The organism is Streptomyces manipurensis (assembly GCF_049570255.1).
In the GTDB taxonomy this organism is placed as follows: Bacteria; Actinomycetota; Actinomycetes; order Streptomycetales; family Streptomycetaceae; genus Streptomyces; species Streptomyces manipurensis.
Map to the genome: position 1 here is coordinate 1,759,516 of NZ_CP186950.1, position 12,131 is coordinate 1,771,646.

General features: G+C 69.0%; 8 protein-coding genes, 2 rRNA genes and 1 pseudogene. 2 read left to right on the plus strand and 9 right to left on the minus strand.

The features are described 5' to 3' along the window. Positions 1-7: 7 nt before the first annotated feature. Positions 8-280: a hypothetical protein gene (locus ACPU2J_RS08075; RefSeq protein WP_361603139.1), complete on the minus strand. Its 273-nt coding sequence runs from the start codon at positions 278-280 to the stop codon at positions 8-10. Positions 281-344: 64 nt separating this feature from the next. Between ACPU2J_RS08075 and ACPU2J_RS08080 the strand changes: the two genes are divergently transcribed. Beyond that, positions 345-692, plus strand: coding sequence for an SCP2 sterol-binding domain-containing protein (locus ACPU2J_RS08080; RefSeq protein WP_361603136.1), 348 nt, complete (start codon positions 345-347; stop codon positions 690-692). 49 nt (positions 693-741) lie between these two features. On the opposite strand, the gene ACPU2J_RS08085 is transcribed toward ACPU2J_RS08080, so the two are convergent. The 4 genes from ACPU2J_RS08085 to ACPU2J_RS08100 are packed head-to-tail and all read right to left on the minus strand — an operon-like array spanning position 742 to position 4,875. Continuing rightward, entirely contained in the window at positions 742-1,584 is an 843-nt protein-coding gene (locus ACPU2J_RS08085; RefSeq protein WP_420081227.1) for an ABC transporter ATP-binding protein, read from the minus strand. Continuing rightward, positions 1,581-2,678, minus strand: coding sequence for a FecCD family ABC transporter permease (locus tag ACPU2J_RS08090; protein WP_420081226.1), 1,098 nt, complete (start codon positions 2,676-2,678; stop codon positions 1,581-1,583). The genes ACPU2J_RS08085 and ACPU2J_RS08090 overlap by 4 nt, the downstream gene beginning before the upstream one ends. After that, complete coding sequence (locus ACPU2J_RS08095; protein WP_423833015.1) at positions 2,675-3,742, minus strand: FecCD family ABC transporter permease; 1,068 nt, start codon at positions 3,740-3,742, stop codon at positions 2,675-2,677. Before ACPU2J_RS08095 ends, ACPU2J_RS08090 begins: the two co-directional genes overlap by 4 nt. Before the next feature lie 50 nt (positions 3,743-3,792). Further along, on the minus strand, positions 3,793-4,875 hold the full coding sequence (locus tag ACPU2J_RS08100) for an HAD hydrolase-like protein (RefSeq protein ID WP_365141253.1): 1,083 nt from the start codon (positions 4,873-4,875) through the stop codon (positions 3,793-3,795). Between the two features lie 87 nt (positions 4,876-4,962). Here ACPU2J_RS08100 and ACPU2J_RS08105 point away from each other — a divergent pair, with 87 nt between their 5' ends. After that, positions 4,963-6,234: a DUF1015 family protein gene (locus tag ACPU2J_RS08105; protein ID WP_420081223.1), complete on the plus strand. Its 1,272-nt coding sequence runs from the start codon at positions 4,963-4,965 to the stop codon at positions 6,232-6,234. Between the two features lie 78 nt (positions 6,235-6,312). Here the strand turns inward: ACPU2J_RS08105 and ACPU2J_RS08110 are convergent, their stop codons facing one another. The 4 genes and pseudogenes from ACPU2J_RS08110 to ACPU2J_RS08125 form a co-directional block, all read right to left on the minus strand. Next, on the minus strand, positions 6,313-7,188 hold the full coding sequence (locus ACPU2J_RS08110; protein WP_420082475.1) for a tetratricopeptide repeat protein: 876 nt from the start codon (positions 7,186-7,188) through the stop codon (positions 6,313-6,315). Positions 7,189-7,398: 210 nt separating this feature from the next. Next, positions 7,399-8,622: pseudogene (locus ACPU2J_RS08115) on the minus strand (hypothetical protein); the annotation flags it as partial. Positions 8,623-8,764: 142 nt separating this feature from the next. Then, positions 8,765-8,881: ribosomal RNA gene (gene rrf, locus ACPU2J_RS08120) — 5S ribosomal RNA — on the minus strand. 108 nt (positions 8,882-8,989) lie between these two features. After that, positions 8,990-12,113: ribosomal RNA gene (locus tag ACPU2J_RS08125) — 23S ribosomal RNA — on the minus strand. Between the last annotated feature and the right edge of the window lie 18 nt (positions 12,114-12,131).

Consider the following 12,131-nt stretch of genomic DNA (forward strand, 5'->3'; position numbering starts at 1 on the left):
GTTCGGTTCAGCTCCTGTTTTCGTACGGACCGGGGAGGGGCGGTGCGTCCAGCGCGTCCAGCGCCTCGCGCAGCCCCCGGTGGACATCCTCGTACACCTCGAGGTGTCCGTCGGCCTCGAGGTGGTCCGCGTCGGCCAGCCGCGCCAGGTGCGCGTCCACCCCGGCGTGGCCGGTGGGCGTGCGCACGACACCCAGCGGTGCGGGCCCCGCGGCGTCCCCGGCCTCCGGCCCGGCCGCCGCCACGGCCCCGCCGGGGATCCCGGCTGCTTCGTCGCTCATGCCCCGACGCTACCCCGAAGCCCCCCGCGACCGCGCACGCCTCTGCGGTACGGTCGTGATCACGATGGCTACGATCCATGAGTGCCGAGCAGCACTCGACACCCTCTCCGACAACCTCGCCCGGGCCGACGACGGCGTACGCGGCGCGGCCGCCTTCGACCGCTCCCTGAGCTGCCACATCACGGACCTGGACCAGACCTTCACGGGCCGCCTCGACGCGGGCCGGATCCGGGTGGACGCGGTCTCCCCCGGCCCGCCCGCCACCAAGGCCGAGATCCGGCTCGCGATGACCGGCGACGACCTGGTGGCGATGGTCGGGGGCGAGCTGAAGTTCGCGAAGGCCTGGGCCTCCGGCCGGGTCCGGCTGGAGGCGGGCTTCCGCGACCTGCTGCGGTTGAAGAGCCTGCTCTGACGCGCGCCCGCGGCGGAACGGGCCCTCCCCCGCGGACCGGTGGCCCGGTCTAGGCCGGCACGACGGCCGTACGGGCCTTGCGCGCGGCCGGGACCACCAGCGGCGTCCCGGTCTCCGGGTCGTCGATGACCTGGCAGCGCAGCCCGAACACCTTCTCCACCAGCTCCGCGGTCACCACCTCCTGCGGCGGCCCCTCGGCGACGACCTTCCCGCCGCGCATCGCGATCAGGTGCGTGGCGTAGCGGGCCGCGTGGTTGAGGTCGTGGAGCACCGCGACGAGCGTGCGCCCCTGCTCCTCGTGCAGCTCGGCACACAGGTCGAGGACGTCGATCTGGTGCTGGATGTCGAGGTAGGTCGTCGGCTCGTCGAGAAGCAGCAGCGGGGTCTGCTGGGCCAGCGCCATCGCGATCCACACGCGCTGGCGCTGCCCGCCCGACAGCTCGTCCACGGCCCGGTCGGCGAGCTCGGCGACACCGGTGGAGGCCATCGACTCCTGCACCACCCGCTCGTCCTCCGCGGACCACTGCCGCAGCAGGCCCTGGTGCGGGTACCTGCCGCGCGAGACGAGGTCGGCGACGGTGATGCCGTCCGGCGCGATGGAGGACTGCGGGAGCAGCCCCAGCGTCTTGGCGACCTTCTTGGCCGGCAGCGAACCGATCACCTGCCCGTCCAGCAGCACCCGCCCCGCCGACGGCTTCAGCATCCGGGACAGGGCCCGCAGCAGCGTCGACTTCCCGCAGGCGTTGGGGCCGACGATCACCGTGAAGGAGTTGTCGGGGATCTCCACCGACAGGTCCTCGGCGATGACCCGCTGGTCGTAGCCGAGCGTCACGTTCTCCGCGGTCAGCCGCTGCACTTCCGTACTCCTCAGGTTGCTGTCAGTCGCACTCATATGCGCCCGGCCTTGCGCTCGGTGACGAGCAGCCAGAGCAGGTAGACGCCGCCGACCAGACCGGTCACCACGCCCACCGGGAGCTGGTCGGCGCCGAAGGCCCGCTGGGACGCCCAGTCGGACACCATCAGCAGCACCGAGCCCATCAGCGCGGCGGTCATCAGGTTCCCGCCGGGCGAGCGGGTCAGCCTCCGGGCCAGCTGCGGCGCGGCCAGCGCGACGAAGCTGATGGGCCCCGCCGCGGCGCTCGCCGCCGTCGTGAGCAGGATCGCCGCGAGCATCAGCAGCATCCGGGTGCGCTCCACGCGCACCCCGACCGCGTACGCCGCGTCGTCGCCCATCTCCATCATCCGCAGCGCCCGGCCCTGGCCGAGGACCAGCGGGAAGAGCACCGCGCAGACCGCGAGCAGCGGCCACACCTGCGCCCAGTCCCGGCCCGCCAGCGAGCCCGTCAGCCACACCATCGCGCGGGTGGCCTCGATCATCTGGGCCTTCGTGATCAGGTACTGGATCGCGGCCATGAGCATGGCCGAGGCGCCGATGCCGACGAGCACCAGCCGGTAGCCCTGGATGCCCTTCTTGTACGCCAGCAGGTAGACGGCGGCTCCGGCCAGCAGACCGCCGACCAGCGCGCCGACCGCCACCGCGGTGGCGTCGCCCTTGAACAGGATGATGACGACGAGCGCGCCCACCACCGAGCCGTAGCCGAAGCCCAGCAGGTCGGGGGAGCCGAGCGGGTTGCGGGAGACGGACTGGAAGACCGCTCCGGCCATGCCGAGGGCGGCGCCGACCAGCAGGGCGACCAGGACCCGCGGGAGGCGGAGGTCGTTGACGATGAAGTCGTTGGCCGGGGTGCCGTTGCCGAGCAGGGTCTGCACGACGTCCCACGGCGCGATGTCGAAGTCGCCGGTGCCGATCAGCAGCACCGCCATCCCGAGGGCCGCGGCGGTCAGCAGCACGGCCGCGCTCAGCGCGCGCCGCTCGATCCGCAGCGAGAACCCGCCGGGCAGGCGCAGCGGGCGGGGTCCCTGCCGGCTCCCCGGGGGCACGGGCTTCCCCGGCGTGCGGGAGGTGTCGGTCACGGTCGCGGTCACAGCTGGGCCATCCTCTTGCGCCGAACCAGGTAGATGAAGACGGGGCCGCCGATGAGCGCGGTCACCACGCCGACCTGCAGTTCGGCCGGGCGCGTGACGACCCTGCCGACGACGTCGGCGCCGAGCAGGAGGACGGGCGACAGCACGGCCGAGTACGCGAGCACCCAGCGCATGTCCGGCCCGGTGAAGGCCCGGACCAGGTGCGGGATCATCAGCCCGATGAAGACGATCGGCCCGCACGCCGCGGTCGCCGCGCCGCAGAGCAGGGTGACGGCGACCATGGCGCCGATCCGGGTCCGGGTCAGGTGGGCGCCGAGGGCCCGGGCCGTGTCGTCGCCCATCGCCATCGCGTTGAGCGGCCGGCCCAGGGTCAGCGCCAGCAGCGCGCCCACCACGAGGAAGGGCGCCACCTGGCGGACGGTGTCCAGGTTGGCCGAGGCCAGCGAACCCACCGTCCAGAAGCGCAGCTTGTCCAGCGCCTTGCTGTCCATCAGCTGCACCGCGTTGATGTAGCCGACCAGGGCCGCGCTGGCCGCCGTACCGGCGAGCGCGAGGCGGACCGGTGTGGCGCTGCGGCTGCCGCCCAGCACGTAGACGACCACCGAGACGACCGCGGCACCGAGGAAGGCCCACCACACGAACTCGCTGAGCGAGGTCGCGCCGAAGAAGCTGATCGCGGAGACCACGGCCGCGGCCGCACCGGCGTTCACGCCGAGGATGCCGGGCTCGGCCAGCGGGTTGCGGGTCAGCGCCTGCATCACCGCACCCGACAGGCCGAGTCCGAGCCCGACCATCAGGCCGAGCAGGGTGCGCGGGATCCGCAGGTCGCGGACCACCACGTCGGAGGGCGTCCCCGTGTAGTCGAAGAGGCCGTGCCAGACCTCGTCCAGGGGCATCTGCTTGGCGCCGACGGCGATGCTCAGCACGGCGACCAATGCCAGCACGACGAGGGCGGCGGCCAGTCCGGCGATGCGCGGAGCACGGCGAGGACGGGCTACGGCGGCGTCGGCGCCCTGCTCGGGCACCGCGTTCCGTTCGGGTTCGGGGGGACTCTCGACCAACACGCAGGTTAGGTTAGCCTAGCCTCCACCCCGAACGGGTCACCCGTACGGCCCTAAAGCCCCAGTCTGGCCAGCGCCTTCGCCGCGTCCAGCGTGCAGGCACCGTCCCCGGCCGCCGTCCAGGCCGCCGCGCACAGCGCCCGCAGCCCGTCGAGCGGATCCGCACCCGACCCGCCGTCACCGCCGGATCCGCCGTCACCGCCCGCCTCGTCGGCTTCGCGCAGCTCCAGCACGCCGTTGTTCAGGGCGACCGCCGTCCAGCCCCCGCACCGGAAACCCTCCTCGACCGGCACCACCTCCGGCTGCCCCGCCATCAGCCCGCGCAGGTCCCGGTCCACGTACGTCGGCCGGTGCCGCGGCTCGGCCCGCAGCAGCTGCGCGGCGTCCGTCACCCCGGTCAGCACCAGCAGCGAGTCCACCTCGCCGTTGAAGGCCCCCTCGATGTCGGTGTCCAGCCGGTCCCCGACCACCAGCGGCCGCTCCGCCCCGGTCCGCAGCACCGTCTCGCGGTGCATCGGCGGCAACGGCTTGCCCGCCACTTGCGGCTCCGCGCCCGTGGCGATCCGTACGACCTCCACCGCGGCCCCGTTACCGGGCGCGATCCCCCGCGCCCCCGGAATGGTCAGGTCGGTGTTCGACGCGAACCACGGCACCCCGCGGTTGATCGCGTACGAGGCCTCCGCGAACCGCCCCCACGGCAGGTCCGGACCCCCGTAGCCCTGCACGACCGCCGCGAGCCCCTCCTCGTCCGCCGACTCCACGGGCACCAGACCCCGCTCGCGCAGCGCGACCCGCAGCCCCTCCCCGCCGATGACGAGCACCTTCGACCCCGGCTCCACCTGCTCCGCGATCAGCCGGGCCACGGCCTGCGCCGAGGTGATCACCTCGCCCGCCTCGGTCGGGACGCCCAGCTCGCCCAGGTGCTCGGCGACGGCGTCCGGCGTCCGCAGCGCGTTGTTCGTGACGTACGCGAGGTGCATGCCCGCGGCACGGGCCGCCCCCAGGGACTCCACCGCGTGCGCGATGGCCGCACCGCCCGCGTACACCACACCGTCCAGGTCCAGCAGAGCGGTGTCGTACGCCTGGTGCAGACTCTGCTCACACGCCGCCGGACTGGTCCTGATCTGCCGGGTCATCCTTGCCGCTCCTCACGCGATCGATCATGTCCGATTCCGTACTGCCCCGATCATCCCGCATGGCGAGACGCGATTTACCATGCACCAATGACCACTTCTGGCACCGCGGACCACGGCCTGCGCCTGATCCCTTTCCATGGCCTGCGCTACGTCCCGGAGCGTGTCGGCAGCCTCGCCGCCGTCACCTCGCCCCCCTACGACGTGGTCGTGCGCCCCGACGGAGTGGACCACCTCCAGTCCGCGGACCCGCACAACATCGTCCGGCTCATCCTCCCCCAGGCCGGCACCCCGGCCGCCCGCAACGAGCAGGCCGCGCGGACCCTGCGGGAGTGGCTCGCCGAGGGCGTCCTCAGCGCCGACCCCGAGCCCGCCCTGTACGTGTACGAGCAGCGCCGGGCCGGACTGCTCCAGCGCGGCGTCATCGGCGCCCTGGCCCTGTCCACCGCCGACGCCGGCATCGTCCTGCCCCACGAGGACGTCATGCCCGACGTGGTCACCGACCGGGCCGGCCTGATGCGCGCCACCTCGGCGAACCTCGAACCGCTCCTGCTCACCTACCGGGGCGACGACCCCGCCGCCGGCGCGGCCGCGGTCGTCGAGCGCACCGCCCGGCGCGAACCGCTCCTGTCGACCACCACCGAGGACGGCATCCAGCACCGGCTGTGGGCCATCACGGACCCCGCCGAGCTGGCCGTCGTCACCGCGGACCTCGGGCACCGCCAGGCCCTCATCGCCGACGGCCACCACCGCTGGGCGACCTACCTGCGCCTCCAGGAGGAGCACGGCTCCCCCACGGCCTGGGACTTCGGCCTGGTCCTCCTCGTGGACACCGCCCGCTACCCCCTCCAGGTCCGCGCCATCCACCGGATGCTGCGCCGCCTCCCGGCCCCCGACGCTCTGGCGGCGGCCCGGGACCACTTCCGGACCCGCCCCGTCGACGGCCCGCTGCCCCTGGCCCTGGAGGCCCTCGCGGACGCCTCGGAACGCGGCAACGCCTTCCTCCTCGCCGGTGACGGCAGCTTCCACCTGGTCACCGATCCGGACCCGGAACTCCTCGACCGCACGGTCCGCCACGACCGGCCCGAGGCCTGGCGCCGGCTGGACGCCACCGTACTGCACTCGACGCTGCTCGACACCATCTGGAACGTGCCCGACACCCCCGACCAGATCACGTACATCCACGACGCCGCCGCCACCGTGGCCATGGCGGAGCGCCACGGGGGCACCGCGGTCCTGCTCCACCCGGTCCGCGAGGAGGTCGTACGCGACCTGGCCCGCCAGGGCGTCACCATGCCGCGGAAGTCCACCTCCTTCGGACCGAAGCCGGCCACGGGCCTGGTCCTGCGCGGCCTGGCCTGACGGGTCTGACGGGCCCGACGACGCAAGAAGGGCGGTACCCCTGCCGGGGTACCGCCCTTCTTGTGTTCACGTCAGCGCTCAGGCCTTGCGGTCCTGCGCGTCGGTGTCGCCCGCGGATTCGTCGAGGGGCTCGTACTCCTCGTCGTCCTCGTCGTAGTACTCGGTGACGTCGGTCGCGCGCTCGGCCGCGGCGACCTCCGCCGCGTCCTGCTCCTCGTCGTCCTCGTCGTCCTCGTCGTCCTCGTCCTCGTCGAAGTCGCGGTCCCGGTCGTCGTCCTCGTCCTCGGCGCGGTCGTCGTCCGCGTCCTCGTCGGCCGGGTCGACCGAGGCGTCGACGAACTCGACGCCGTCGAGCTCGGCGAGACGGTCGGAGGCGTCGGTGGCCCCGTCCTTGTCCGCCTCCAGGGCCTTGCCGAACCACTCGCGGGCCTCGTCCTCACGGCCCGCCGCCAGCAGGGCGTCGGCGTAGGCGTACCGCAGGCGCGCGGTCCAGGGCTGCACGGAGCTGGAGGCCAGCTCGGGGCTCTGCAGGGTCACGATGGCCGCGTCGAGCTGCCCCTGGTCGCGCCGGGCGCCGGCGGCGACGAGACGCATCTCGACCTGACCGGCCTTGTCCAGCTTCTGCACCTCGGGCTCGCCGGCCATGGCCAGCGCCCGCTCGGGGCGGCCGAGGCCGCGCTCGCAGTCGGCCATCACGGGCCACAGCTCGACGGAGCCGGTCATGCGCTTGGCGGCGCGGAACTCGGCGAGGGCCTCGCTGTACTTCTGCGTGGCGTACGCGGCGAAGCCGGCGGCCTCGCGGACGGCGGCGACGCGGGAGGCCAGGCGCAGGGCGATGCGCGAGTACGCGTACGCCTGCTCCGGGTCCTCGTCGATCAGCCGGGCGACCATGACCAGGTTCTTGGAGACCTCTTCGGCCAGGCCCTTGGGCAGGCTCAGCAGCTCCTGACGCACGTCGGCGTCGATCTCCAGGCCGGTGACGTCCTCGTCGATCGGGAGGCGCTTGACCGGGTCCCGGTCGCGGTCCGCGCGGTAGCCGCGGTCGCCACCACGGTCGTCACGGCCCCGGTAGCCACCGCGGTCGTCACGGCCGCCACGGAACCCGCCACGGTCGCCACCGCGGTCGTCGCGGCGCGGGTAGGACGGACGGTCGCCCCGGTCGTCACGGCGGAAGGCCGGACGGTCCCCGCGGTCGCCGCGGTCGTCGCGACGGGGGTAGGACGGGCGGTCGCCGCCGCGGTCGTCACGGCCGCCGCGGTACCCACCACGGTCGTCATCACGGCGCGGGTACGAGGGGCGGTCGCCTCCTCGGTCGTCGCGGCGCGGGTAGGAGGGGCGGTCGCCGCCGAAGGAACGCTCGCCGCGGTCGCCGCGGTCGTCACGGCGGGGGTAGGACGGGCGGTCGCCGCCGCGGTCGTCACGGCCGCCGCGGTACCCACCACGGTCGTCATCACGGCGCGGGTACGAGGGGCGGTCCCCACCACGGTCATCACGGCGCGGGTAAGAGGGACGGTCGCCGCGGTCGTCACGGCGGAAGGCCGGACGGTCCCCGCCACGGTCATCGCGGCGCGGGTAGGAGGGGCGGTCGCCTCGGTCGTCGCGACGGAACGAGGGACGGTCGCCACCTCGGTCGTCACGACGGGGGTACGACGGACGGTCGCCCCGGTCGTCACGACGGAAACCGCCGCGGTCGTCATCGCGGCGCGGATACGAGGGGCGGTCGCCTCCTCGGTCGTCGCGGCGCGGGTAGGAGGGGCGGTCGCCGCCGAAGGAACGCTCGCCGCGGTCGCCGCGGTCGTCACGGCGGGGGTAGGACGGGCGGTCGCCGCCGCGGTCGTCACGGCCGCCGCGGTACCCACCGCGGTCGTCATCACGGCGCGGGTACGAGGGGCGGTCCCCACCACGGTCATCACGGCGCGGGTAAGAGGGACGGTCGCCGCGGTCGTCACGGCGGAAGGCCGGACGGTCCCCGCCACGGTCATCGCGGCGCGGGTAAGAGGGACGGTCGCCTCGGTCGTCGCGACGGGGGTAGGACGGGCGCTCGCCGCCGCGGTCGTCACGGCCGCCGCGGTACCCACCACGGTCGTCATCACGGCGCGGGTACGAAGGACGGTCCCCACCACGGTCATCACGACGCGGGTACGACGGACGGTCGCCACCGCGATCGTCACGACGGAAGCCGCCGCCACCGCCGGCGGGACGCCCGCCACGGTCGTCACGACGGAAACCGCCGCCGCCACCGCCGGCCGGCCGACCACCACGGTCGTCACGACGGAAGGCGGGACGGTCGCCACCACGGTCGTCACGGCCCCCGCGGTAGCCGCCCCTGTCACCGCCGTCGTTGCGCCGAGGCTCGCGCTCCGGACGATCGTCGGGAGAGTTGGACATGGGTGTGACTCCTGTCTTCGGGGTACCGCTAGTCATTCTCGCGCAACCAACCCATGGCCGCGCTTCGACGTAAAGAGGTGAAAAACAAAAAAGGACCTTTGGTCCAGCGTTGAACGCTGGACCAAAGGTCCTTTGAAAGATTGTTCGGCGGCGTCCTACTCTCCCACAGGGTCCCCCCTGCAGTACCATCGGCGCTGAAAGGCTTAGCTTCCGGGTTCGGAATGTAACCGGGCGTTTCCCTAACGCTATGACCACCGAAACCCTATCGGTTTCGAGCGAACAAGCACACTCTGTAGTTATGTGTTCCAGCTCTAGAAACCAGCAACTGTTCGTTGCTTCAGAACTAACACAGTGGACGCGAGCAACTGAGGACAAGCCCTCGGCCTATTAGTACCAGTCAGCTTCACCCGTTACCGGGCTTCCACATCTGGCCTATCAACCCAGTCGTCTACTGGGAGCCTTACCCTCTCAAGGAGGTGGGAATACTCATCTTGAAGCAGGCTTCCCGCTTAGATGCTTTCAGCGGTTATCCCTCCCGAACGTAGCCAACCAGCCATGCCCTTGGCAGGACAACTGGCACACCAGAGGTTCGTCCGTCCCGGTCCTCTCGTACTAGGGACAGCCCTTCTCAATATTCCTACGCGCACAGCGGATAGGGACCGAACTGTCTCACGACGTTCTAAACCCAGCTCGCGTACCGCTTTAATGGGCGAACAGCCCAACCCTTGGGACCGACTCCAGCCCCAGGATGCGACGAGCCGACATCGAGGTGCCAAACCATCCCGTCGATATGGACTCTTGGGGAAGATCAGCCTGTTATCCCCGGGGTACCTTTTATCCGTTGAGCGACGGCGCTTCCACAAGCCACCGCCGGATCACTAGTCCCGACTTTCGTCCCTGCTCGACCCGTCGGTCTCACAGTCAAGCTCCCTTGTGCACTTACACTCAACACCTGATTGCCAACCAGGCTGAGGGAACCTTTGGGCGCCTCCGTTACCCTTTGGGAGGCAACCGCCCCAGTTAAACTACCCATCAGACACTGTCCCTGATCCGGATCACGGACCGAGGTTAGACATCCAGCACGACCAGAGTGGTATTTCAACGGCGACTCCACAACCACTGGCGTGGCTGCTTCAAAGTCTCCCACCTATCCTACACAAGCCGAACCGAACACCAATATCAAACTGTAGTAAAGGTCCCGGGGTCTTTCCGTCCTGCTGCGCGAAACGAGCATCTTTACTCGTAGTGCAATTTCACCGGGCCTATGGTTGAGACAGTCGAGAAGTCGTTACGCCATTCGTGCAGGTCGGAACTTACCCGACAAGGAATTTCGCTACCTTAGGATGGTTATAGTTACCACCGCCGTTTACTGGCGCTTAAGTTCTCAGCTTCGCAACCCCGAAAGGTCACTAACCGGTCCCCTTAACGTTCCAGCACCGGGCAGGCGTCAGTCCGTATACATCGCCTTACGGCTTCGCACGGACCTGTGTTTTTAGTAAACAGTCGCTTCTCGCTGGTCTCTGCGGCCACCCCCAGCTCACGGAGCAAGTCCGATCACCAGTGATGGCCCCCCTTCTCCCGAAGTTACGGGGGCATTTTGCCGAGTTCCTTAACCATAGTTCACCCGAACGCCTCGGTATTCTCTACCTGACCACCTGAGTCGGTTTAGGGTACGGGCCGCCATGAAACTCGCTAGAGGCTTTTCTCGACAGCATAGGATCATCCACTTCACCACAATCGGCTCGGCATCAGGTCTCAGCCTTGTATGAGGGACGGATTTGCCTACCCCTCGGCCTACACCCTTACCCCGGGACAACCACCGCCCGGGCTGGACTACCTTCCTGCGTCACCCCATCGCTTACCTACTACAAGTCTGGTTCGTCGGCTCCACCACTTTCCTTTCCCCGAAGGGTCCGGAACGGCTTCACGGACTTAGCATCGCCTGATTCGATATTGGGCGTTTCAAAGCGGGTACCGGAATATCAACCGGTTGTCCATCGACTACGCCTGTCGGCCTCGCCTTAGGTCCCGACTTACCCTGGGCAGATCAGCTTGACCCAGGAACCCTTAGTCAATCGGCGCACACGTTTCTCACGTGTGTATCGCTACTCATGCCTGCATTCTCACTCGTGAACCGTCCACAACTAGCTTCCGCTGCTGCTTCACCCGGCACACGACGCTCCCCTACCCATCACAGCCTCCGTTGGGAGTATTGCTGCAATGACACGACTTCGGCGGTACGCTTGAGCCCCGCTACATTGTCGGCGCGGAATCACTTGACCAGTGAGCTATTACGCACTCTTTCAAGGGTGGCTGCTTCTAAGCCAACCTCCTGGTTGTCTCTGCGACTCCACATCCTTTCCCACTTAGCGTACGCTTAGGGGCCTTAGTCGATGCTCTGGGCTGTTTCCCTCTCGACCATGGAGCTTATCCCCCACAGTCTCACTGCCGTGCTCTCACTTACCGGCATTCGGAGTTTGGCTAAGGTCAGTAACCCGGTAGGGCCCATCGCCTATCCAGTGCTCTACCTCCGGCAAGAAACACACGACGCTGCACCTAAATGCATTTCGGGGAGAACCAGCTATCACGGAGTTTGATTGGCCTTTCACCCCTAACCACAGGTCATCCCCCAGGTTTTCAACCCTGGTGGGTTCGGTCCTCCACGAAGTCTTACCTCCGCTTCAACCTGCCCATGGCTAGATCACTCCGCTTCGGGTCTAGAGCGTGCAACTCAATCGCCCTGTTCGGACTCGCTTTCGCTACGGCTTCCCCACACGGGTTAACCTCGCTACACACCGCTAACTCGCAGGCTCATTCTTCAAAAGGCACGCAGTCACGACCCATTGGGTAAACCCAATGAGCGACGCTCCCACGGCTTGTAGGCACACGGTTTCAGGTACTATTTCACTCCGCTCCCGCGGTACTTTTCACCATTCCCTCACGGTACTATCCGCTATCGGTCACCAGGGAATATTTAGGCTTAGCGGGTGGTCCCGCCAGATTCACACGGGATTTCTCGGGCCCCGTGCTACTTGGGAGATGAGCAAGCAAGCCGTACAGATTTCAGCTACGGGGGTCTTACCCTCTACGCCGGACCTTTCGCATGTCCTTCGCCTATCCATACGGTTTCTGACTCGCCTCACAGCCGGCAGACTGTGAAAGCTCATTCCCACAACCCCGCATGCGCAACCCCTGCCGGGTATCACACGCATACGGTTTGGCCTCATCCGGTTTCGCTCGCCACTACTCCCGGAATCACGGTTGTTTTCTCTTCCTGAGGGTACTGAGATGTTTCACTTCCCCTCGTTCCCTCCACACTGCCTATGTGTTCAGCAGTGGGTGACAGCCCATGACGACTGCCGGGTTTCCCCATTCGGACACCCCCGGATCAAAGCTCAGTTGGCAGCTCCCCGGGGCCTATCGCGGCCTCTCACGTCCTTCATCGGTTCCTGGTGCCAAGGCATCCACCGTGCGCCCTTAAAAACTTGGCCACAGATGCTCGCGTCCAC

Excerpts from the sequence above, each read along its gene's own strand:
- ACPU2J_RS08075 (WP_361603139.1), bottom strand. The coding sequence starts at position 280 with ATGAGCGACGAAGCAGCCGGGATCCCCGGCGGGGCCGTGGCGGCGGCC.
- ACPU2J_RS08080 (WP_361603136.1), top strand. The coding sequence starts at position 345 with ATGGCTACGATCCATGAGTGCCGAGCAGCACTCGACACCCTCTCCGAC.
- ACPU2J_RS08105 (WP_420081223.1), top strand. The coding sequence starts at position 4,963 with ATGACCACTTCTGGCACCGCGGACCACGGCCTGCGCCTGATCCCTTTC.
- ACPU2J_RS08085 (WP_420081227.1), bottom strand. The coding sequence starts at position 1,584 with ATGAGTGCGACTGACAGCAACCTGAGGAGTACGGAAGTGCAGCGGCTG.
- ACPU2J_RS08100 (WP_365141253.1), bottom strand. The coding sequence starts at position 4,875 with ATGACCCGGCAGATCAGGACCAGTCCGGCGGCGTGTGAGCAGAGTCTG.